The sequence below is a fragment of the Longimicrobiales bacterium genome, assembly GCA_029245345.1.
GTDB lineage: Bacteria > Gemmatimonadota > Gemmatimonadetes > Longimicrobiales > Gaopeijiaceae > CALFPJ01.
In genome coordinates this window covers 411,233-435,031 of sequence record JAQWPM010000021.1, presented here as the reverse complement: position 1 = coordinate 435,031, position 23,799 = coordinate 411,233, and the positions used below count along the sequence as shown (strand labels likewise).

Here is a 23,799-nt window from a genome sequence, read left to right as displayed (position 1 = left end):
CACATTGGCAGCCGCGATCCACATATGCAGGAGGCAACATGATTCGTTCTCTCGTCGGCACACTGGCCGTTCTTCTTCTGGCGCTCCCCGAGGGCGGAGGTGCTCAGGCCGTGAGCTTGGTATCTCCGGACGGCGACGTGGACTGGAATCGATTTTACACTGCCGCAGAGACGAACCAAATGCTCCGGGAGTTCCACGCGCTTTATCCGGAACTAACCGAGTTGTATCCGGTCGGAGAGAGCTTCCGGGGTCAGCCGCTCATGCTGTTGGAGATCACGAACAAGGCGACCGGGCCGGCGAGTCGGAAGCCGGCACTCTATGTCGACGGTGGCATCCATGCAGCGGAACTGACCGGGTCGGCGGTCGCGACGTATCTGATTGGGTACCTCTTGAACGGGTACGGCGATGATGATCGCATCACGGCGCTTCTCGATACGCGTGCATTTTATGTCCGACCCAAGTTCAATCCGGACGGTTCGGACATCGCTCTCATCGACGATCAGTCACTGCGGAGCACCACACGACCTGTTGATGACGACGAGGACGGCACCGCGGACGAGGATCCAGGCGAGGACTTGGACGGTGATGGCTGGATCACCCGGATCCGGATTCCCGACGACGAAGGTGATTGGGTCCTAGATCCGTCTGACGATCGGATTCTCGTCAGGGATGTTGAAGGCCAACTGAGCGGTCGACGCTACTCGACGCTCGGAGAGGGCATCGACAACGATGGGGATGGTGCGTTCGGCGAGGACGGTATCGGCGGCATCGATATGAATCGCAACTTCCCTCGGAACTGGGAGCGCTGGCACCTACAACCAGGCGCGGGTGACTTCCCGCTTTCTGAGCCGGAGACGCGCGCCGCTGTGGAGTTCATCAACGCAAACCGAAACATCACGGGGATCTTCCACGGCCATACTTCAGGGGGGTTCGTCTATCGGCTTCCCTCGGCTTCGGCCCCTTCTCTATTTCCCAAGATCGACCTGTCGCTCATCGAGCATCTCGGTGAGGAATACACCCGAACCACGGGTCGTCCGGTCGTTCCCAGTGCCACGCATCCGACGGAGCATCGCTACGGGACGCTGATATCTTGGGGGTATTGGGACCACGGAATCATCGGTTGGGTGCCCGAATTTTCGCCGGGGCCTGAGGAATGGGCGATCGACTACGACGGCGATGAAGTGATCAGCCAATCCGAACAACACCGCTTCAACGACGAAGAGTTGGACGGGCGCTACTTCTCGGATTGGGTTGCTTTCGATCATCCACAGCTCGGCGCTGTTGAGATTGGCGGATGGCATTCCAAGTTCTGGGGACAGAACCCGCCCCCCGAATTCCTAGAGGCGGAGACGGCGAAGCAGATGCCCTGGGCGATCTATCTGGCGGAGCTGAGCCCGCTCATTGAGGTAGGTAGTCCGAGTGTGACTGCGGCCGGGAACGGCACGTTCCGGATCGAGGTAACAGTGACGAACACCGGCTTCTTGCCCACCAGTCTTACAGACCGGGGCGTCGAAGGTCGTGAGCGACCCGATGGCACCGTCGATCGTCAGGTCGTTCGTGCGCCATCCGTAACGCTCACACACCCTGGTCTTGATATCATCGAAGGCCACGAGAGGACGGTGATCCCCCACCTTGCCGGGTCCAACCCATTCCTCGAACGGACGACGGAAGGGTCCCACACGGTGTCGTGGGTTGTACGCGGGACCGGGGGTGAGCAGGCAGTGAGGGTGACCGCGTCTTCCGACAAGGGCGGCACGGTACGCACAGACTGGGTGATTGTCCGATGATGAGGAGGAGAGTGGGTCTCGTCGCAGCGTGCGCGCTCGTGGTGACAGCGGGCATGTTCCCGGGAGATGCCCAGGCCCAGGAGGCCCGTCGCCGTTGGGAGCGAATGTGCCAGATTCGCGCGGAGAAATTTGATGTAGTGCTCCCCGGGGCGATGCAGGACAACGATCTCGACATGTGGATCGTGGTCATGAGAGAGGGGCTCTTGGACCCGATGTGGGAGGCGCTCGGCCGGGGATACGTGGGGGGCTGGGCCTACTATGTCTTTACGGATCGGGGCGAGCGGACAGAGCGAGCCGCGCTGGGTGTGGGCGGATACCGGCTCGAGGAGTGCGGTGTCTACGACCACTTCGGCTCCGCAGCCTCCCTCGGCGACTTCGTCGCGGAGCGTGACCCGGCGCGAATCGGTGTAAATATGGCCGAGTCGATTGGTGGTGCGGATGGGTTATCACACACGTCGTTCCTGCACCTCAAGGAGGTGCTCGGTCCGACCTACGGCGGTCGCCTGGTGTCGGCGGAACGGTTCGTTTCAGACTTTCGCTCGACACGTACTGCGATAGAGATCGCGGCATTTGCGGAGGCCGGTGAGATGAGCCGTGAGATCGCCGAGCGTGCGTTCTCCAACGAAGTGATCACGCCTGGCGTGACCACGCTGGAAGACGTCGCCTGGTGGATGTCCGACCAGCAGCTCACTCGGGGCTTGGGTTCTTCGTTCGATATGCCGTCGGTGTATATCACGGGTCCGGAGGGCATCGTCGCAACGTCTTCAGACCGAATCATTCAACGCGGCGATCTTCTCATGATCGATTGGGGGGTCGGTTTTCTCGATTTCTATACGGATATGAAGCGCGTAGGCTACGTGCTGAGGGAGGGTGAAATTGAGGCTCCATCTGCGCTTCAACACGCCTTCGATCAGGCCTTGGCGGCTCGGGACATCATGAAGGCCACGATCAAACCAGCGCGGACAGCAGGAGATGCTCTGGAAGTCATGTGGGACGCGATGCAGGCAGGGGGCTTCAACCGGGCAGAATTCAATCAGCCGAGCGATGACCCGTTGGTGACGGATGTTGTCGTAGGGCCGCACTCAGTCGGGAACTGGGGACACGGACTTGGCCCATCCCTGGCCTTCTTCAATCCCACACGCATGACCTACGAGTTACGACCCGGCACCCTCATTTCCATTGAACTGTTCGCCTTCACTTCCAATCCCGACTGGGGTGGGGCGAAAGTCCGCATTCCGCTCGAGGACGATGCGGTCGTCACAAGCCGAGGCGTAGAATGGCTGTATCCCGTGAATCGTCGAATACTGTTGATCAAGTAATACTCAGACTTTGAGAAGAGAATGTCAGATCAAGGGTGATCCGTAGTGGTCGATTTTTCTGGTTTCGAGGCGTTGACCTTCGATTGCTATGGGACGCTAATTGACTGGGAGTCTGGAATTCTCGGCGAGCTGCGCCCCATTATCGCGGCCCATGGTGTCCCGATGCCTTCAGGCGACGACCTCTTGGTGGAGTTCGCGCGCCTGGAAGGTGAGGCCGAGGCGGGGGCATACCGTTCGTATCGTTCGATACTCGTCGACGTAGCACTCGGCTTCGGGAAGTCGTACGGGTTCGAGCTCACGGACCAGCAGGTCACCCGGTTCTCCGGGTCGGTCGGCGTGTGGCCCCCTTTCTCAGATACCGTCGATGCTCTTCAGCGACTCTCCAAGAGGTACCGCCTCGCGATCGCATCCAATGTCGACGACGACCTGTTCGCCGGTTCAGCGGTCCAACTCGGTATCGACTTCAGCGCCGTCGTTACAGCGCAGCAGGTGCGCAGCTACAAGCCCGCCCATTCGCACTTCCATGAAGTATGGAGGCGGCTCGACCTCCCGAAGGAGAAAGTTCTCCACGTAGCGCAGAGCCGGTACCACGACGTTGCCCCGGCTCGTGAGCTTGGCCTCACGTGTGTGTGGGTAAACCGGAGAGGCGGCGGCGGCGCAACGTCGCCGTCGGACGCTGTGCCCGACCATGAAGTGAGGGATCTGACCTCCTTCGCGGACGAGCTGGGCCTCTAGTTCGTATCCCCTTCGGTGCATCTACTAAGCACTCCTGGAGCTTCGGTTGTCCAGGTGGTTACGGCTGCTAGCCGGGTCAGGGTGTCAAGCCTACTCTTCGGTCCCCCTGAATTGAGTGTTTTCCGCACCGGATGTGGTAGCGGACGGTTTCTTTCAACGGAGGTCCCCAGTATGAGACCACGGCTCCAGCTACCCGGCACCGGGAAGCTATGGGGTGCGCGTGCGCTTCTCAGCTTGTTGGTGGCGCTCGTCGCCGCTCCACAGGCCGCCAACGCACAGCCGAGGCCTACCCGCCCCGACAATGTCCGGCTCTATGCGATCCAGAACGCACGGATCGTGACTGTATCAGGCCAGACCATCGACAACGGCACCGTCGTCGTCGAGAACGGCATCATCAGCGCGGTGGGGGCGAACGTTTCCGTTCCGGCCGGTGCATGGGTGATCGACGGTGAAGGGAAGACGGTGTATCCCGGCCTCTTCGACGCGTTCACCACACTCGGACACGGTGAGGTCGCCGCGCCGCAGGGTGGCTTCTTCGGAGGCCGTGGCGGTCCGATCGACGAGTCGAACCACTCTTGGGGTCCTGAGGACCGCCCGGGCACGTCCAGTTGGATGACCGCAGCGGACGACCTCGATCCGGAAGACGATCGTTTCCATAGCTGGAGGAGCGCGGGTTTCACGAGTGTGCTCAGCACGCTGCCGTCGGGTCTCGTGACCGGGCAAGCCGCGGTGCTTAATCTCGGTTCGTACCAGCGTGCCCGTGAGTTGGTTGTCCAGACTCCAGTTGGGATGAGGGTGAATCTGCTTGATCGCTCCTTCACCGGATATCCGGGCAGCTCGATGGGTGTTCTCGCCTATCTCAAGCAGCTGTACTACGACGGGTCTCACTACCAGGAGATCTGGGCGGACTATGACGCGTCCCCGCTTGGGAAGGAGCGCCCAGAGTGGGACTTGGCACTCGAGCCGATTCGCCAACAGTTCAGTGAAGGATGGCCCGTCTTCTTCCCGGCCAACTCACGGTCTGACATCGGTCGGGCGATCGCCACCACCGCCGAGATGGGTGTGAAACCCGTCATCTACGGCGTGCAGGGTGGCTTCGCCGCAGCTGATCTATTGGCCGCGGAAGGTATCTCCGCCCTCGTGAACCTCGATTGGCCGGCTCCGGCCGCAAACGGGGATCCCGAAGCAGTTCCCTCGCTCGACCAGCTCCGTCTTTATGACAGGGCACCTACGACGCCGGCAGCACTTGCTGCAGCTGGCGTGAAGTTCGCGTTCTACTCTGGTGGCCTCGACGGCCCCGCGGAGATGATTACTTCAGCACGTCGCGCCGTGGCGCAGGGACTGTCGGAGTCCGACGCAGTCCGAGCCTTCACGCTTTCGCCGGCCGAGATCCTTGGAGTCGACGACCGTCTTGGTTCGGTCGAGCAGGGCAAGATCGCGAACCTCGTCCTGACGGACGGCGGTCTGTTCGATGAAGGCATGGAGATCGAAGCCATCTTCGTAGATGGCGAGATGTTCGATGGTACGGAGACCACCGCGACCGGACCGGCTGCTGCGGGTCCCGGAGGACGCGGCGGACGCGGTGGCCCGGGTGGTCGCGGCGGACGTGGGGGTGGTGGCAACGCAGTCGACATCAATACCGCACCGATTCAGATGTCTGCAGACCGTGGGGCATACCGTGAGGACGCGGTGACGTTCATTAGTGACGCCACGATCATGACGGCGTCTCGCGGAACGATCGAGAATGGTGACATCATCATTCGCAACGGGAAGATCGCAGAGGTCGGCACGGGTCTGAGCGCGCCAAGCGGAGCGACCGTGGTCGATGCCACAGGCAAGTTCGTAACGCCGGGCATCATCGACGCCCACTCACACATGGCGGCCACCAGCATCAACGAAGGCTCCGTCAGTGTGTCTTCAATGGTGACGATCTCTGACGTAATTCGTCCGGAGGACAGCGGGATGTATCTGGCGCTCGCCGGTGGCGTGACGTCCATCAACATCTTGCACGGTTCAGCCAACCCCATTGGTGGTGGTAACGCTGTCATTAAGCTGCGCTGGGGAGCGGACGCCGACGATCTTATGATCGATGGCGCCCACCTGGGTATCAAATTTGCGCTCGGTGAGAACACCAAGCGTGATCGGAATCCGGATCGCTACCCGTCCACGCGTATGGGCGTGCAGGACGTGATCCGGCAGGCCTTTCTGGATGCGCAGGAGTATATGGAGGACTGGGACACCTATGAGGCCGGGGGGAGCAGAGGCATCGCTCCGCGCCGAGACCTCAAGCTCGAGTCCCTCATGCAGATCCTGAAGGGCGACCGCTGGGTGCACTCCCACTCCTACCGTGCGGACGAAATCCTTCAGCTCATCCGACTTGCTGATGAGTTTGGCTTCACGATCCGGACGTTCCAGCATGTGCTGGAAGGCTACAAAGTTGCGGACGAGATCGCCGCACACGGAGCCATGGCTTCAACGTTCTCTGACTGGTGGGCGTACAAGGTCGAGGCCTATGACGCGATTCCGTACAATGCTGCGCTCATGAGTGAGCGTGGCGTGCTCGTGTCGATCAACTCCGACTCAGGTGAGGAAGTTCGTCACTTGAACCAGGAGGCTGCCAAGGCCATGAAGTGGGGTGACATGGAGGAGGAAGCAGCGCTACGACTCGTAACGCTCAACCCAGCGATCCAACTTGGAATCGACGCCCAGACGGGGTCGATCGATGAAGGTAAGGATGCCGACATCACCATTTGGGACGGCTACCCGCTCAGCAATATGAGTAAGGCCGTACAGACTTATGTGGATGGGAATCTCTACTTCGATATCGAACTCGATCGTGAGCGCCGCGAAGCGATCGAGGCGGAAAAGGCAGCGCTCATGGAGAAGCACGGGAACGGATCGGCCAATGGCCGATCCTCGACGGATCGCATCGCGTCGCCCGGGCTCAACGGCCAGGAGGTGAACCGATGAACCGCAGAATCTTTGGCGCTTTTAGCGCACTGACGTTGGCCTTCGGGCTCGCTGTTCCTGCCTCCGCGCAGACGTATGCAATTCAGGGGGGTACGGTCCACACGGGCGCAGGTGACGCCTTTGTGGGTACGGTCGTAATTCGGGACGGACGGATTCTGGCCGTGGGCGCAGATGTCCAAGTGCCTGCAGGTGCCGAGATCGTCGACGCCGTTGGCAAGCACGTGTACCCGGGCTTGTTCGACGCGATCTCCGGACTCGGTTTGACCGAGGTCGGTGCGGTCGATGTCACAAACGATGCGCGTGAGCAGGGCAACTTCAATCCACACCTGCAAGCGGCGACCGCGATCCATCCGGCGACCGAGCACATTCCGGTTGCTAGAGCCAACGGGATTACGATCTCCATGGCCGCCCCTCAGGGCGGAAGTGGCGCGATCGCCGGTCAGGCTTCACTCATCGGACTCGACGGCTGGACTGTCGAGGAGATGTGGATCGATCCGGGCGCAGCCATGGTCATCAACTACCCGACCCTGGGTGGTGGCGGTGGCCGCGGCCGCCGAGGTGGTGGCGGTGGAGGAAGCTGGACCCAGCAGGAAGAACGCTACGAAGCTGCGGTTACCCAGCTCGACGAATGGATGGATGCGGGCCGGCAGTATTACCAGGCCGTAGCGGGTGGTGTTGACGTTCGCCGCGACCTCAAGCTCGAAGCGATGGTCAGGGTAGTGAATCGTGAGATTCCCGTTCTGCTGTCGGCGAACGGCGAGCGCAACATCCGCAACGCGGTACTCTGGGCTCAGCGACAAGAGATCGACTACGTCATCACAGGTGGGACCGGCGGCTGGAAGATTGCCGATTGGCTGGCCGAGAACGACGTAAACATGATTCTCTCAGGTACTCAGAGTATGCCGTCCGGTTCGGATGCTTCGTACGACGAAGCCTACGCGAATCCGGGTAAGCTCCACGCAGCCGGAGTGAAGATCGCTTTCGCGACCTTCAATTCTGCCGACTCGCGGACGTTGCCTTACGAGGCGGCTCAAGCGGTTCCGTATGGCCTTCCGGCCGAAGCGGCGCTCGACGCGATCACGAAGAACGCGGCAGAGATGCTTGGACTCGATGATCGCATCGGGACGATCGAGCCAGGAAAGCTGGCCAATGTCATCGTGACCGATGGGAATCCGCTTGAAATTCAGACGCAGGTCACCGACTTGTTCATCTTGGGTCGCTCGGTGAGCACGGACAACAAGCACAGATCACTGTACGACCGATATCGCAGTCGGCCCAGTCGGCGAGTGATCTCGTAGCGAGCTGTCTCGAAGGGTTAGTGGAGAAGCCCTCCGGCCCATTTTGGGGCCGGCGGGCTTCTTTTCTTGAACCAGAACAGTCCCCCTCGCCGCGCGCTTCTCTTGGCTTTAAACTTGGTTTGTGGTCTCGGCCCTGCGTATTCGCGTGGGGCACCGTACTGGTATATCAGCGGATAAGCGATGCGTTTCGCCTACATCGACTCTCAGGGTAATGAGGTCGCCATTCCGAGTGTTGACGGGCTCGCGCTTCGTATAGAATTGGGCGCGATCAGCGAAGACACGGATCTGTATGATGCACAAGCAGATCGTTGGGGGCCGGCACGCACGCACGAGATCTTCCACACGCTCTCCCGGCACGCAGAGGACGACGGATTCGTTCCGCCTCCAATGGCGCCGCCTCCGCCCGCGTTTGAGGCGCCGGCCGCTGAAGCACCTGAGGTAGAGATCCCCCCGGTCGAAGCACCGATGACAGAGGAGCCGGAACCTGTTGCGGAACCGGAACCAGAGATCATGGCGTCGGCCGCTCCGGATACGGCGCCTGACGAAGAAGCGCCTTTGTTCGATCGGGTCGACGGGCTCGGATTTGAAGATCCAGAGCTGTCTGAGCCGAAAGCCGTTGAAGCAGAAACGCCCGAAGCTGGTGGAGAGGACGCCTTCGTTAGTGGAGGGCTCGACCTGACACTCGCGGATGCGGCTCCTGTCGGACCACCTACGGAAGCGCCCGCAGAATCGGACTACATGTCCTTCGGTGATGTGGAACTCGACCTCGTAGACGCTCCCGCTCCAGAAGAGACTGAGTCCGTCGCGGATGCAGCCGAAGATGATGCCTTCGATTTTGGAGATTTCTCCGGCGGGCTAGATCTGACTGACGACGAAGAAGATGAGGACGAAGCTGGCACCATGGACTTCGATGCCCTGTCGGAGCCCGCTGATTCGATAGACATCGAGTCGCCCATGGACTTCGCCAGTGGTGGCGATGTTGGCGGCGGGCTCGAACTCGAGACTCCAATGTCAGAGTTCACTCCGGACGCTCCTCCGACCTGGATGGAACAGGATGGCCCCGGAAGCGGAGACGACGACGGCTCCATCGCGTTCGAAGCGCCTGAGGCACCGGCTGCGAGCAGTCCGGCGGCGGCGCCACTGGGTAAGGACGATGACGATGATTTGCCCAAGGCCCGGCGTGAACCGCGTTCGAGGCCTTCTCCTCCCAAGCGACGCCGGAAGGCACCGGTGGGCGCGATCTTGGGTGTTGTTGGTGTCGTGATTGTGGGCGGTGGAGGGTTCTTCGCATGGTCCGCGATGAGCGGCGGGGAGGGGGCATCGGACGACCAAAGAGTCACGTTGAGAGCCGTCGTGATGCCGGATATTCCCGCTGAGTTGTTGCCACAAATGCGCGATCTCGCCGAGAGCGCCCTCGCCGACATGGTGACAGACTTGACCGGTCGGTCGGAGGCCTTGGATATACCGCCCGAGCCGCGCTCCGAATGGCTAGGCGGAAACTATCTCTCGAACGCGAGTCAGTTCCCAGACATCGAAGAATTCTGGCTCGGAATTGAACGCTTCGTGGATGAAGTGCGCTCGTCGGATACGGATCTCTTCAATGCGAAATACCAGGATCAGCTCTCGGGAGCCGGGCTGGACGCCGAAACGTCTGCTCTGATGGCAGAGAGGGCCGACTCGGGGTTTGCCGCCGCGCGAGACGGTCGGTTCGAGGCCTATAGCTTGATGGACGATCTGGTGAATGCTTCGTTGGATCTCCATCTCTTCCTCATGGACAACGAGGCGGATATCCAGTGGGCACCCGCATCAGCTGGGTTCTCAGCCGATCCGGTCCTCGAGGCGGTGCCAGCGACCAAGGCTCTCGAAGAGGACATGCTCAACCGCATTGCGGAGATCACGCGCGCGCTCGCGGACCTCGGTGCGCTTGGTCGTGTGACCCGGGAGCGGTTGTTCGCGGTCCTGTTCGACCGGATACGGAGCGCAGGGATCCAGTAGGCCGGTCCAGGTAGACGGGGCCAAGTGGACAAAAATGGAGGGTAGCCGCGGATCTGCTGCGACTGCCCTCTTTCGTATGCCCCTCACGGGGAACCCTGGAATGGAATTCGTGTTCACAACACGACCCAAGGGGGACGTAACGCTCTTCTCCTCCAGAGGCCCACCCCGAGGACCGCGGCAATCGGGAGGAGCTTATGAGGAGAGATGATTAGAGGTAGGGGTTTTCTCCCGACGAGTGGTCCGTGACGTCGTGGACAGCCGTGAGTTCCGGCACGGCTTCACGGAGCATTCGTTCAACTCCCTGGCGCAGCGTCATACGGGAGAGAGCGCAGCCTTGGCAGCCTCCGCTCATCTCGACGAAGACGTCCGTCTTGTCGACATCGACGAGGGAGATCATACCGCCGTGAGACGCAATGGCCGGGTTGACCTGGGCGTCCAGAACCTCGCGCACGCGATCTGCGATGGGCCCCGACGGTGCACCCTTGGGTGCGTCCGGCTTCGTGCCCGCCCCGGCTGCGGTCCGCACCTGGAAACCGCTCTCGTTGACCCGATCGACGAAATCGACTGTCGCGCCCTCTAGGCGCTCCATGTCGGCCTCTTTGATCAAGACGGAGAAGCCCTCGGCATCGACTGTGCGTTCGTCGTCTGTGCGCTCGTTCATTGCGACGAGGGTCAGCTCGAACGTGGGTTCGGTGAGGGGATTCGTGACGCGCATGGAGATGCGCAGGGCTTCTATCTCGCCTTCGCCGTCGCCGAGATAAGAAAGAACAGCCTCACGGGCCTGGTCTGTGAACGTGATCATGCGATTGAGTCGTAGGTCTGGGTTGTAGTTCAGTTCATTACCCCAGGGGGCTCCCAGGGGTTCTACCGCGTCGCACCGTTGATCGGCCCAAGGGCCGCGGGTACCTTTGGCGCCTCGATGTTCTCTCGTGAAAACCCCTGAAAATACAGACAATTCATGGCTGCCGCCGACCTGATGGACAAGCTCGTCTCACTCGCCAAGCGGCGGGGCTTTGTGTTCCAATCCTCCGAAATCTATGGAGGAACCGGTTCGGTGTGGGACTATGGCTCGCTAGGCGTCGAGCTGAAGCGCAACGTGAAGGACCTTTGGTGGTCTTCGATGGTCCACCAGCGCGACGATATTGAGGGGATCGATGCAGCCATCCTCATGCATCCCAAGGTGTGGGAAGCATCGGGTCATGTGGACGGCTTTACGGACCCTCTCGTCGAGTGCTCCAACTGCCACCGACGCTTTCGAGCCGACATGCCAGAGGTCGAGGGGGGGCAGTGCCCAACGTGTGGTACAAAGGACGTGTTCGGCGAGCCTCGGATGTTCAACCTCATGTTCAAGACCTTCATGGGCCCCGTGGAGGACTCGAGCGCGACGGTGTACATCCGTCCTGAGACAGCCCAGGGGATCTTCGTGAACTTCCTGAACATCCAAGGGACCGCGCGGCAGAAAGTCCCATTCGGGATCGCTCAAATTGGGAAGGCGTTCCGGAACGAGATCACGCCCGGGAATTTCATTTTCCGCACGCGCGAATTCGAACAGGCCGAGATGCAGTTCTTCGTGAAGCCGGGTGAGGACGATGCGGCCTTCGAGGAGTGGATGGATGTGCGCATGCAATGGCATAAGAGCCTTGGCATTCGCGAGGAGAAGCTCCGCTTCCATCAGCATGGGCCTGACGAACTCGCCCACTACGCGAAGAACGCGTACGACATCGAGTACGAATTTCCCTTCGGCTGGAAGGAGTTCGAGGGAATTCACAATCGGACGGACTTCGACCTCGCTCGCCACCAAGAGCACTCAGGGAAGCGACTCGAGTACATCGACGCGCCAACCAACGAGCGGTTCATTCCGTATGTCATCGAGACCTCGATGGGAGTCGACCGCACGGTGCTCGTGCTCTTGGCGGACGCGTACCGCGAGGAAGAGATAGGAGGAGACACACGCGTCATGTTGGCGCTGCACCCCAAAATGGCACCGATCAAGACAGCGGTCTTTCCGTTGGTGAAGAAAGACGGGATGCCTGAGATGGCCCATAAAATCATGGCCGATCTACGAGGGGCAGCCATCCCGTCGTTCTACGACCAGTCTGGCGCGATTGGAAGGCGCTACCGCAGGCAGGACGAGATCGGTACTCCATGGTGCATCACTGTGGATGGCGATGGGCTCGAGGACGGGACCGTCACGATTAGAGATCGCGACACGCTCGAGCAGGTCCGCGTGTCAGCCGACCAGATCGTGGGCTGGATCCGGGAGAGATTGGTCTAGTGGACGTGGTGATCTATGCGGCTGGGGAGATCCACTCCGAATGGAGGATGGAGCTCCGACGCCAATTACAGAGCGCGGGAGTCGACGCGGAACTCGTGGGCCCGCAGGAGAATCACGACCGCTCAGATGACGTCGGTGAAGCGATTCTCGGCAAACAGCCCGACGCGCGCTATCGCGACCTCATGGGCGCTCAGGCCAACACGTTGCGTACTCGGGTCTTGATGCAGCGGGCGGACCTCGTGGTCGCATACTTCGGGCCGAAATATAAGCAGTGGAATACCGCCTCGGACGCGGGCTTTGCCCTCGCCTCGGGGCTCCCGCTCGTTCTCGTGCGTGCGGAAGAGCACGTGCACGCTCTAAAGGAACTCGATGCACTCGCGACGATGACCGTCGAGACGCTGGAACAGGCAGCGCAGGCGATCGCGTACATCTTCGAGTAGTAGGTCGCTCAGCTTTGCCGGCCCCCGGTGGCAGCCGCCGGATCCGGCGGGTATAATCGTCGCCGTCGCAGCTTCGGCTTGGCGGCCACGCTTCGATCTGCCTGAGGAGAGCCATCAGTGACGTCCAAGTCTGAAGTATTCAGTTCCAGATGGGGCATGCTGCTCGCCATGCTCGGCATGGCCGTGGGCACTGGCAACATTTGGCGTTTCCCGCGCATCGCAGCGAGCAATGGCGGTGGTTCGTTTCTGGTCGCGTGGGTCGTGTTTCTGCTTGCGTGGTCCGTGCCGCTGTTGATCCTCGAGTTCGCGATGGGAAAGGGGACTCGGCAGGGGGCGATCGGCGCATTCGTGGAGACGCTCGGACCGAAGTTTGCGTGGATGGGCGCGTGGGTCGCCTTTGTGGCGACGGCCATCATGTTCTACTACAGCGTCGTGATGGGTTGGACGATTCGCTTCTTCGTCGGCACGCTAACGGGGGACGTACCAGGAGCTACACCGAGTGCTTTTTGGGACGGATTTCATTCGACCCCTGGAGCCCTGCTTACGCATGTGGTGGCGATGGCGTTGGGAGTGTTCGTCGTATCGCGAGGCGTACGAGGTATCGAGACTGCTGCGAAAGTTCTGATTCCGAGTCTCATCTTCCTGGTGTTCGTACTCACGATCCGTGCGGTCACCCTTCCGGGAGCCGGTGCCGGCTTAGCCTTCCTTTTCACTCCGGACTGGGCCGCGCTGGGTAACTATGAGATCTGGGTCCAGGCACTGACACAGAATGCCTGGGACACGGGAGCTGGCTGGGGGTTGGTGCTCACGTATGCCGTATACATGAGAGCGAACGAGGACACCGCCCTCAACGCTTTTGTAATCGGGTTCGGCAACAATGCGATGTCGCTGCTCGCCGGAATCATGGTGTTATGCACGGTCTTTTCAGTGATGCCCGATGCGGCGAATGAGATCGTGGGTGCCGGCAATGAGGGCCTGACCTTCATTTGGGTGCCGCAGCTCTTCGCCCAGATCCCTGGTGGCCGCTTCTTCCAGGCTTTGTTCTTCTTGGCGCTGGTCTTCGCAGCGTGGACGAGCCTCGTGGCGATGATCGAGCTCGCCAGTCGCGTGTTGATGGACCTCGGGCTCACCCGCGGGCGCGCCATTTCGATCGTTGGCATTTCGGGTGTTCTCTTCGGGATTCCAAGTGCGTTGAAAATTGAGATCTTCCAGAATCAGGATTGGGTCTGGGGCGTGGCCCTTATGGTGGCGGGCTTCTTCTTCGCCTTCGCGGTGTTGCGCTACGGAGTCACGAAGTGGCGGGAGACGTTCATCAATCATGAAGGCTCGGACATCCACATTGGAGCTTGGTGGGACTGGGCGATGCGTCTCGTTGCGGTAGAGGCGGTAGTCCTTGCCGGATGGTGGCTTTGGGGCGCCCGGACCGATGATTTCAATGAGACCTGGACCTTATTCAGTGCTTACAACGTCGGATCCGTGCTAATCCAGTTCGCGATCGTGATCGTGATCTTGCTCCTGGCCAATAACTGGCTGGCAGCCAAGGTCATGGAGAACGGGGTCGATCAGACGGAGTAGCACAACGATGCGGTTCGAGGATTTCGAGAAGACAGCGCGGGCCGCATACCACGAAATTCCTGAGCCTTTCAAAGAGGGGATCGACGGGCTCGTCGTGAGCAGAGAGGCCATTCCACATCCGGAACACCCGGATGTCTTTACGATGGGTGAGTGCCTCACCGAGGAGCACGTCTCGGACTACGGGAGTCCGGACACCACCCGTTCTGTGATCGCCCTGTATTGGGGATCCTTCGAGCGTTTATCCAGACTGAACGATGCGTTCAACTGGAAGGATGAGATCTGGGAGACACTCACCCACGAGCTGCGCCACCATCTCGAGTCGTTGGCGGGTGATGAGGCGCTCGATGCTGTGGACTATGCTGCTGAACAGACCTTCAGGCGCGACGAAGGGCAGGAGTTCGATCCCTGGTACTTCCAGAGCGGTGAGCAGGTTGCGCAGGGAGCCTATCGCGTCGAATCGAGCTTCTATCTTGAGCAACTTTGGACTCAGGCCGAATTTGAAGGCTCGACGGATATCGAATTCCTATGGAACGACAGGCTTTTTGTAATCGATCGCCCGACGGAACTAGGGGACGTGCATTTCGTATGGGTCGAGGGTGTCGCCCGTGGAACCGTCTCGATCGAGGTTGTGCTGGTGCGGAAGCGGAGCTGGTGGGACGAGGCTCGACGGATGCTCGCCACCTACCGCCCGGTGGTGCTTGAGTCAAAAGCGATCGCACGGCGCAGTCGGACCTAGGGCGGTTCGTGGAAGCGGTTCCACTACCCGAACCTTCAGCCTAGCTTCTCGCCCCATGTCTCTCCATGACGCCTATGCGCGCCTTACCCCGTTCGAGTTGGCTTTTCCAGACTTCGACGCGGTCGACCAGCTCATCGCTGATATCACAGAGGAAGCGAGCGGGCGCGGGAGTGATCCGGCTAACCCGAGCGTGTTCATTACGATGGGATCCGTCGGGCAATTTATTGCGCGACTACAGGAACCGGACGCCCCCCCCGAGTCGATTCACCAGTACGGTGCGTTGGTCTACCATGCCGCCTTTTTCCGAGACGAGGGGTGTCCCGTCTACGTGCTGGATGCTGCAACCGCTCGGTATCTGGTGGAAGGGAGTCCGTCTGGAGAGGCGACGCCTCCGACCTCGTCGGGTTACCTCCAACTGCCGCAGCATCTCTTTTGGGTCGCTGGCGGTCCGGATGAAGCTCCGGAGTCCATTGACGGTTTTTTTTGGAAGGCCTCTCGGTCAGGGACTTTGTACGTACTTGCGGCCACGGGTGTGATGCCCGGCCGGCCCGGTTTCGGAACCATCCCGGTGCCTGAAGCCCCGATCGCGGAGGCTGGAGCCTGGCTGAACACGGACGCTCGAGGGGAAGGCACTGACTTCTCGAGTGCGCTGCCCGGTGCCGACATCGATGGTCTGTATGCGGTTGAGGCCGCTGGTGAGGTCCTAAAGCTACTGGCCCGCTTCTTCGCCTATCTCGACTCTGCTCCAGGGGCGGCAGTCCCGGGTGAGGGGCCGGCACAAGACGGTCAGGATCCGCCGCCTTCCGTCTTGCCCTTTTCCAGAGTCGTGCTCGATGGCTAGAGAGTCCAAGAAGGCGAGGGTCGAGCGGGCGGGAGAGGTGTTTGATCTCTTGGCCTCAGAATATCCGGATGCACACTGCGAGCTGACGTTCGCAGACCCCTTTCAGTTAGCCGTTGCTACCATCCTGTCTGCGCAGACAACTGACGTGCGCGTGAACATGGTCACTCCGGTCTTGTTTGCGCGGTATCCGGATGCCGAGTCGTTGGCCAATGCGCAGCAGACCGACGTCGAGGAGATCGTGCACACCACAGGCTTCTTCCGGAACAAGGCGAAGAACATCATTGGGTTCGCCCGTGGCGTGATGGCGGAGCACGACGGAGAAGTCCCAAAGACGATCGCGGAGCTCCATGCATTGCCCGGTGTCGGTCGGAAGACGGCCAATGTGGTGCTCGGCAACGCCTTCGGCATCGACGAGGGCGTCGTGGTCGACACTCACATCAAACGACTGTCGACACTGCTCAGGCTCACGAAAGAAAAGACCCCAGAGAAGATTGAAATTGATCTGATGGGAGTCTTTCCGAGCGAGCGTTGGACACTACTGGCGCACCTTTTTATCTGGCACGGGCGCCGTACGTGTGACGCGAAGAAGCCGCGGTGCGAGGCGTGCGTCATTGCCCACTTCTGCCCGTCGTCTCGGGTGTAGAAACGACTCGACGCGGGCACGTTCTTGCCCCTCCACCAAAGCAGGCCCAGCTTCGCGGTCGCTGGACCACTACACCCGTGCGAGGAAGGACCCGGCACATGCCAACGAGAGACGAAGCAGTCAGCCTGCTGGAAGAGTGGGTCGAAAATAAAGGGCTCCGGAAACACATGTACGCCGTCGAGGCGGCGGTACGGCACTACGCCGGACTCCGTGGTGCCGACCCGGACGTGTGGGGCCTTGCCGGACTTTTGCACGATCTCGATTGGGAGAAGTATCCGGAGAACCATCCCATCACTGCGGTAGATCACCTCCGTGCGGCGGGATACCCGGACGAAGTGCTCCAGGCGATTCTCGCTCACCGGGCGAGCTTCACCGGAGTGGAGCCGACGAGTGAGCTCGACAAGGTACTCATGGCGTGCGATGAACTCTCGGGCCTCGTGTATGCCTGCTGTCTGGTGCGCCCCAACGGGATTGACGACCTCAAGCCCAAGTCCGTGGTGAAGAAATTGAAAGACAAGACCTTCGCGGCGGGTGTGAGCCGCGAGGAAGTTCATCACGGAATGGAACTCATAGGACTCGAGCGGAACGAGCATGTGCAGAACATCATCGATGCTTTGCGAGGCGCTGGTGAGCAGCTCGGAATTCGAGCGGAGGACCGATCCTAGGGCAGTGTGCGCGGATCGCGTTCCTGCGCGTCGTGTACGATAGGCTGTCCTCGCTCCCCATGAGAATCGACATGCGCCCACGCCTCCTCGTCGTCGTAGCTCTCGTTTTTGGTCCGGCTGCTTCGGTTGCGCAGGACGTCGAGATGTTGGGAGATCGCTACGGGACAGAGCCGCCTGCGGCATACTACCAGGCACTCGCAGGGGACCCCGAGGCCTTCCGCTTCGCCCATGGACGTCCGGCGCGGATGCGTGCTCAGATGGCGGCCGTCGGGAACACAGGGCCAGGCCCACTCCGCATTCTCGGCCCTCGCGAAGGACCTGTGACAGGGACCTATCGAATCCCGGTGATTACGGGGCTCTTCGCAGACTCACCTGAGGGCGCCGACTTGGCCCACAGCATCACCGAAGTGCAGGCCGCGTATTTTGGGGCGAACCCCGGCACGATCACAGATTTCTATTCAGAGATCTCCGGCGGACGGATCACTCTCGAAGGTGATGTCCAGGACTGGACCAAAGCGTCGTTCACTCGGGCTCAGGCAACTGGGGGGAACAGTGGTTTGTCGTCGGGCACGACCGGAGCCTTCATCCTCCAGCTTGTCATTCGGCTCAAGGACGTGGATTGGGGCCTCTACGACAACGATGGCCCGGACGGGATGCCCAACTCGGGGGATGACGACGGTTTCGTCGACGCATTGGCCGTAATCCACCCGACGGCAGGGGCCGAATGCGGAGGCTTAGACAAGGACGATCGGATTTGGTCACACCGGTGGAGCCTCCGTTTCGCGGCAGGGCAAGCCTTCGCCACAACCGTCCCCGCTGCGAGCGGAGGATTCATCACGATCGACGACTATCTGATTCAGCCTCTCTTTGCCTGCAACGAGGTCGACCTAAGCGAGATCGGGGTCTTCTCCCACGAGTTGGGGCACGCGTTTGGCCTACCCGATCTCTATGACACAAACGGATCGATCGATGGCAAACACGCGGGTGCCGGGAACTGGGACCTCATGTCCTCCGGCTCGTGGGGTTGTGATGGCAATAGTCCCGAGAGCCCCTGTCACATGGGCGCGTGGAGCAAGTCAATTTTGGGCTGGGTGGACATCGTGACCGCTCCGGCCGGTACCGACATTGGTACCGTCACACTCAACCCGGTCGAAACCGGTGGGCAGGTCTATCGCGTCGACGCTGGTGACGATTCAGGTGAGTATTTTCTGCTCGAGAACCGACAGCGACTTGGGTACGACGAGAATCTCTTCGGGGAGGGCCTGTTGGTCTGGCACATCGACCCCGATTGGGTCGCGCAGAAGTGGGGTGGTAACCAAGTCAACGCCTTTTCGCACCGTGGTGTGTGGTTGCGTCAGGCCGACGGCCGCGACGACTTGGGCAAGCCCGGTAGTGGCCGTGGCGACGACGACGATCCCTTCCCGTGGATCGGCAACACTCAAGAGAACAGAGTCTTCCATGCGGGCTCACGGCCGGCGGCGACGTCGCTGGCTGGAACGCCCACGGGGCTGACTCTTGTCGACATCACGACTTCTGGGGACGACGTGAGCTTCCGCCTCCTGACGCGCTTCTCTCAAGTGTCGATGCGTGCGGACGGTAGTGATCCGGGGTCGAGTGTGTTTACCGTCGATGGGTCACCGGTGGCTTCTTCATCCCACGTGTTTACCTCAGCCCCGTTCGTGAAGCACCGTTTCCAGGCTGTGCCTGGAGAGGAATTGTCACAAGGGATCCGACGTCCCTTCGTGGGCTGGGATGACGACGCGACTGCCAAGGCAGACCGTATGATCGAAACCCCGCTCCAGGACGCCGAGTACGTGGCGCGGTATGCCGGCCGCCAGGCCCAACTGGACCTTGGACTCTTGGGTGGGGTGGAAGGCGTCGAGCCTGGGCTCTTCCAGACACAGCCGGCTTCGGAAGACCTTTGGTTCGAAGAGGGCGAAACCGTGAGTGTCGAAGCTGTCGCCACCACTGGCTTTGGCTTTCTCGAATGGACGGGGGCGCTAGCAGGCCAGCCCAATCCTGCCACGGTCGGGATGGCCGCGCCGGTGTCCGGCGGGGCACGATTCGAGCTCACGTATGCCGTCCCGACCACTCCGGTGTCGTTTCCGGCTGCTACGACGCTGGACCTCAGGCTTGAAGCTGTAGACGGGACGGCTCCCGTCGTGTGGGTGGTCACAGAGGGCGTCCTCCCGGAAGGGGTGGCCATGGACCCATTCGGACACATCACAGGGGCGGCACTCGACCTGGGCGCCTTCCCAATCACGGTGCGGGCGACGGATGCGAGAGGCCTTCAGGCCACGGGGCAGCTCGTGCTCGACGTCGCTGGCCCTGGGATCCCTGTGGATCAGCTTGCGTCGTTCTTCCTGGGGGTCGGTGCTCCCCTCAATGCCCTTCAGGTCAGCTTCCTCGACCGGCAGGGCAACCAGAGTGGGGGGTACGACCTCGGTGATCTTCGCGCATGGGTTTTGGCGAACCCGACCCTACCTTTCACTGCACGCCAACGCGGTATTCTCGGTGTTGGGACGATCGTCGTGCTGACGAAGCCCAGTGTCAGGGAGGGCGGACGATGAGGCGCTGGGTTCGGACTCTGCGACTGGCCGTATGTGGGTCGCTGATGCTCGTGCCTCAGGTCGGCTGCGACGGAGGGCCGTCAGGCCCAGGTACGATGGATGGAATCGTGGACGGCCCCGTGAACCTCGGTGCGGTCGTGCTGGAGGTCACCGGCGTGGGTATTCAGGGCTTTGTCGGGCAGGGAGATACACGGGCGTTTGGGGCTGCAGTATCGGAAGTGCAGGGGCGCTACCGAGTGGTCTTGGTCGACCCATCGGGAGGTTCCATCCAATTCGGCGTGACCGTAGACGATCGTGCGGCGGATCCACCGATTGTCACAGTTCTTTTCGCTTCCAGCACCGACAACGAGACGTTGCTGCTCACTGGCATCGAGGGCCGGGTGGAGAAGTGACATGGGGTCGGCTTGCCCGCCTCCGCACGCCTAGCGAGTTTACGCGGACCGTGCCGTTTGAGACCCGCCTCTCTGCTGCTGCGGTCGACTGAAAACTCGTAACGATACGAACTCCGAGGCCGCCTGTGGGCGGGGGAGCGACCGATGACCGGAGCCAGCTGGATCACGATGATTCTCGTGATGGCCTTCGTTTGGGGTGGCTTCGCCATGGTGCTCCTTACCGCGATCCGAAAGGAGTCTGGAAAGAGCGGTGGTGAGTAACCAACATCCCCACATGCCGCGGCCCGCAACGACCGCGACCACGTGCCAAGACGCGACGACCTAGAGACGATCCTCATCCTGGGCTCTGGACCGATTATCATCGGCCAGGCCTGCGAGTTCGACTATTCCGGTACCCAAGCCGTCCGGGCCCTCAAAGAAGAGGGATACCGAGTGGTTCTGGTGAATTCGAATCCGGCGACGATCATGACCGATCCCGATATCGCGGATCGGACGTATATCGAACCGATTACGGTGGAATGGGTTGAGAAGGTCATTGACCGTGAGCGCCCAGATGCGCTTCTGCCCACCATGGGTGGCCAGACCGCGCTCAATGTCGCCATGGACCTCAGCAACGCCGGGGTGCTGGAGAAGTACGGCGTCGAGTTGATCGGTGCGAACGCGGCTTCCATTGAGATGGCGGAGGACCGCGAGAAGTTCACCGAGGCCATGCATCGCATTGGGCTCAAGGTCCCAATGGGCGGGTTCGCTGGAACGATCGAAGAGGCCTTGGAGATCGTCGAGGAGACCGGATACCCGGCCATCGTGCGTCCATCGTATACGCTTGGTGGAACCGGTGGTGGGATTTCGTACAACCGCGAGGAGTTCCGCGAGCAGGTGCGGAAAGGACTCGACGCGTCACCGATCACAGAAGTGTTGATCGACCGCTCGTATATCGGGTGGAAAGAGTACGAACTCGAAGTCGTTCGGGACGGACTCGACAACGTCATCATCATCTGCTCCATCGAGAATTTCGATCCGATGGGTGTGCACACGGGCGACTCCATCACCGTAGCGCCGGCGCAGACACTCACCGATGTCGAATACCAGGAGATGCGCGACGCCTCCATCGCGATCATCCGGGAGATCGGAGTGGAGGCCGGTGGGTGTAACGTGCAGTTCGCGGTGAACCCTGCCGACGGCGAGCTACTTGTCGTTGAGATGAACCCGCGTGTATCGAGGTCTTCCGCGCTCGCTTCCAAGGCGACCGGATTCCCGATCGCTCGCGTCGGGGCCAAGCTCGCGGTGGGGTTCCATCTCCACGAGTTGCCCAACGACATCACGAAGACGACACCGGCTTCCTTTGAGCCGGTCCTCGACTACGTGGTCGTCAAGTTGCCCCGCTTCGCCTTCGAGAAATTCCCAGAAGTCGACGATACCCTCGGCGTGCAGATGAAGTCTGTAGGCGAGACGATGGCTATTGGGCGTACCCTGCGGAGCGCGTGGCAAAAAGGCTTCCGCGGCCTCGAGACTGGCCGGCACGGATGGGTGGTCGGGGAGACACTTTCCGACGACGGCCTCGATGCGGATGACCATGGATCACTCCTTCGCGGGATCAGCCGGCCCACGGCGAATCGTCCGTACCAACTGAAGCGAGCCATGCTCTCCGGTATCACCGATTCGGAGATTTACGAGGCCACGAAGATCGATCCTTGGTTCATCGACCAACTCCGCCAGATCATCGAGTGGGAGCAGATGTACACCGCTGCGGACGAGGTGTCCGAGGATCTCCTGCGCCGGATGAAACGCGAGGGTTTCTCTGATCTGCAACTGGCTGAACTCAGAGGAGAGGAAGAGGCTGACATTCGGCAACGTCGGTGGGACCTGGGCATCAGGCCCACCTACAATGTGGTCGACACATGCGCTGGCGAGTTTCCAGCGGCGACGCCGTACTACTACTCGTCCTACGAGGACGAGTCGGAGAGTGAGCCGTCGGATCGTGAGAAGATCGTCATCCTCGGCTCGGGTCCGAATCGAATCGGGCAGGGGATCGAGTTCGACTATTGCTGTGTGCAGGCGGTGCTCGCGCTTCGCGATGCCGGGTATGAGACGATCATGATCAACTCGAACCCGGAGACGGTGTCCACAGATTTCGACGTCAGTGACAAGCTCTACTTCGAGCCGCTCACCCTAGAGGACGTGCTCGAGATCTTGCATCTCGAGAAGCCCAAAGGGGTCATCGTACAGCTGGGCGGGCAGACGCCACTCAAGCTAGCCCAGGATCTTGAGGCTCTCGGTGCGCCAATACTGGGGACGTCGGTCGAGGCGATCGATCGTGCCGAAGACAGAGATCGCTTCGACGAAGTCTGCCGGAAAATCGGAGCGCGTACGCCGAACAACGGCATCGCGCGCAGTGAAGAGCAAGCGGTCGCGGTGGCTCGCGAAATCGGATTCCCGGTGCTCGTCCGACCCAGCTACGTGCTTGGTGGCCGAGCCATGCGGATCATCTACGACGAATCTGCACTGGAGCGTTACTTCGTAGAAGCTGCGCAAGCCTCAGAGGATCATCCGGTACTCGTGGATTCGTTCCTGGAGGACGCGTTCGAGGCCGACGTGGACGCATTGTGCGATGGCACAGATGTCGTAATCGGTGGAATCATGCAGCACATCGAGGACGCAGGCGTGCACTCGGGAGACTCGGCCTGTGTGTTGCCGCCGTACCTCCTGTCCGGCCCGGTTCTCGAAGAGATCCGCGATCTCACTAGGAATTTCGCGCTCGAGCTGGGCGTGGTCGGGCTTATGAACGTGCAGTACGCAATTAAGAACGATGTCGTCTACGTACTCGAGGTGAACCCTCGAGCCTCGCGTACCATTCCGTTCGTTTCTAAGGCGACGGGAGTTCCGCTCGCACGTCTCGCTGCTCGAATCATGGCCGGGGAGAAGCTCGCAGACCTCAACGTGCCCGAGGAGCCGCCGGTACCGGGAGTAGCGGTCAAAGAGGCGGCCTTCCCGTTCAACCGCTTCGACGTGGACGTCCTCCTCGGCCCCGAGATGCGGTCGACCGGCGAGGTTATGGGTTTCGACGACTCGTTCGGGATGGCCTTCGCGAAGGCACAGATCTCAGCAGGAAACGACCTGCCCGAGGTGGGCAATCTTATTGTCACGGTGAACGACGCCGACAAAGCAACCGTGACTCCGATCCTGCGTCGTTTCCACGATCTTGGCTTCACGATCATGGCGACCAAGGGGACCCAGGACTATTTGCAGCGATTAGGCGTTCCTTCCGAGCGAGTCTACAAAGTCGGAGAGAATCGGCCGAACATTGTCGATCACATCGTGACCGGGGACGTGGCGTTGTTGATCAACACGCCGCTCGGGAAGACGTCGCAGTACGACGACTACGCCATGCGTCGAGCGGCCATCACCTACAAGGTCCCGTACCTCACCACGATGTCGGCGACATCGGCGGCGTTGGACGCGCTGATCGCGCTCAAGTCACGGGCTCGGGAAGTGTGCTCGATTCAGGAGCGCGTCGCTTCGTTGACATCGGGAGTCGGAGCGGACTGACGCCCGGCGGAA

17 protein-coding genes are annotated in these 23,799 nt (G+C 61.0%); 16 read left to right on the top strand and 1 reads right to left on the bottom strand.

Annotated elements, in window-relative coordinates; all coding sequences use genetic code 11:
• Nucleotides 1–38 precede the first annotated feature (38 nt).
• From P8L30_12935 to P8L30_12910, 6 genes are all read left to right on the top strand, one after another.
• Nucleotides 39–1,787 (top strand): M14 family metallopeptidase, encoded by a 1,749-nt coding sequence (locus P8L30_12935; GenBank protein MDG2241100.1) that lies wholly within the window; start codon nt 39–41, stop codon nt 1,785–1,787.
• 11 nt (nt 1,788–1,798) lie between these two features.
• On the top strand, nt 1,799–3,106 hold the full coding sequence (locus tag P8L30_12930; GenBank protein MDG2241099.1) for a M24 family metallopeptidase: 1,308 nt from the start codon (nt 1,799–1,801) through the stop codon (nt 3,104–3,106).
• A gap of 45 nt (nt 3,107–3,151) precedes the next feature.
• Nucleotides 3,152–3,841, top strand: coding sequence for an HAD-IA family hydrolase (locus P8L30_12925; GenBank protein ID MDG2241098.1), 690 nt, complete (start codon nt 3,152–3,154; stop codon nt 3,839–3,841).
• Between the two features lie 171 nt (nt 3,842–4,012).
• On the top strand, nt 4,013–6,811 hold the full coding sequence (locus P8L30_12920) for an amidohydrolase family protein (GenBank protein MDG2241097.1): 2,799 nt from the start codon (nt 4,013–4,015) through the stop codon (nt 6,809–6,811).
• A complete protein-coding gene (locus tag P8L30_12915; protein MDG2241096.1) occupies nt 6,808–8,109 on the top strand; it encodes an amidohydrolase family protein in 1,302 nt (433 codons plus the stop codon). Before P8L30_12920 ends, P8L30_12915 begins: the two co-directional genes overlap by 4 nt.
• Before the next feature lie 180 nt (nt 8,110–8,289).
• Complete coding sequence (locus P8L30_12910; protein MDG2241095.1) at nt 8,290–10,104, top strand: hypothetical protein; 1,815 nt, start codon at nt 8,290–8,292, stop codon at nt 10,102–10,104.
• A gap of 208 nt (nt 10,105–10,312) precedes the next feature.
• On the opposite strand, the gene P8L30_12905 is transcribed toward P8L30_12910, so the two are convergent.
• Entirely contained in the window at nt 10,313–10,906 is a 594-nt protein-coding gene (locus P8L30_12905; GenBank protein ID MDG2241094.1) for a NifU family protein, read from the bottom strand.
• 156 nt (nt 10,907–11,062) lie between these two features.
• On the opposite strand from P8L30_12905, the gene P8L30_12900 reads away from it, so the two are divergent.
• The 10 genes from P8L30_12900 to carB all read left to right on the top strand — a co-directional run bounded on the left by P8L30_12900 (nt 11,063) and on the right by carB (nt 23,787).
• Nucleotides 11,063–12,379: a glycine--tRNA ligase gene (locus P8L30_12900; protein ID MDG2241093.1), complete on the top strand. Its 1,317-nt coding sequence runs from the start codon at nt 11,063–11,065 to the stop codon at nt 12,377–12,379.
• Entirely contained in the window at nt 12,379–12,819 is a 441-nt protein-coding gene (locus tag P8L30_12895) for a YtoQ family protein (GenBank protein MDG2241092.1), read from the top strand. Before P8L30_12900 ends, P8L30_12895 begins: the two co-directional genes overlap by 1 nt.
• Nucleotides 12,820–12,936: 117 nt before the next feature.
• Nucleotides 12,937–14,394 (top strand): sodium-dependent transporter, encoded by a 1,458-nt coding sequence (locus P8L30_12890; protein MDG2241091.1) that lies wholly within the window; start codon nt 12,937–12,939, stop codon nt 14,392–14,394.
• A gap of 7 nt (nt 14,395–14,401) precedes the next feature.
• Nucleotides 14,402–15,130 (top strand): metallopeptidase family protein, encoded by a 729-nt coding sequence (locus P8L30_12885; protein ID MDG2241090.1) that lies wholly within the window; start codon nt 14,402–14,404, stop codon nt 15,128–15,130.
• 55 nt (nt 15,131–15,185) lie between these two features.
• Nucleotides 15,186–15,971 carry a hypothetical protein gene (locus P8L30_12880; GenBank protein ID MDG2241089.1) on the top strand — a complete coding sequence of 262 codons (786 nt, stop codon included), beginning with the start codon at nt 15,186–15,188 and terminating at the stop codon, nt 15,969–15,971.
• Nucleotides 15,964–16,614: an endonuclease III gene (gene nth / locus P8L30_12875; protein MDG2241088.1), complete on the top strand. Its 651-nt coding sequence runs from the start codon at nt 15,964–15,966 to the stop codon at nt 16,612–16,614. Before P8L30_12880 ends, nth begins: the two co-directional genes overlap by 8 nt.
• A gap of 98 nt (nt 16,615–16,712) precedes the next feature.
• Complete coding sequence (locus P8L30_12870; protein ID MDG2241087.1) at nt 16,713–17,279, top strand: HD domain-containing protein; 567 nt, start codon at nt 16,713–16,715, stop codon at nt 17,277–17,279.
• A 71-nt stretch (nt 17,280–17,350) separates the two neighbouring features.
• Nucleotides 17,351–19,849 carry a M6 family metalloprotease domain-containing protein gene (locus P8L30_12865; protein ID MDG2241086.1) on the top strand — a complete coding sequence of 833 codons (2,499 nt, stop codon included), beginning with the start codon at nt 17,351–17,353 and terminating at the stop codon, nt 19,847–19,849.
• Nucleotides 19,846–20,241, top strand: coding sequence for a hypothetical protein (locus P8L30_12860; GenBank protein ID MDG2241085.1), 396 nt, complete (start codon nt 19,846–19,848; stop codon nt 20,239–20,241). Before P8L30_12865 ends, P8L30_12860 begins: the two co-directional genes overlap by 4 nt.
• A gap of 303 nt (nt 20,242–20,544) precedes the next feature.
• The gene (carB, locus tag P8L30_12855; GenBank protein ID MDG2241084.1) at nt 20,545–23,787 is read left to right on the top strand and encodes a carbamoyl-phosphate synthase large subunit; all 3,243 of its coding nucleotides are present in this window, start codon (nt 20,545–20,547) and stop codon (nt 23,785–23,787) included.
• Nucleotides 23,788–23,799: the final 12 nt, after the last annotated feature.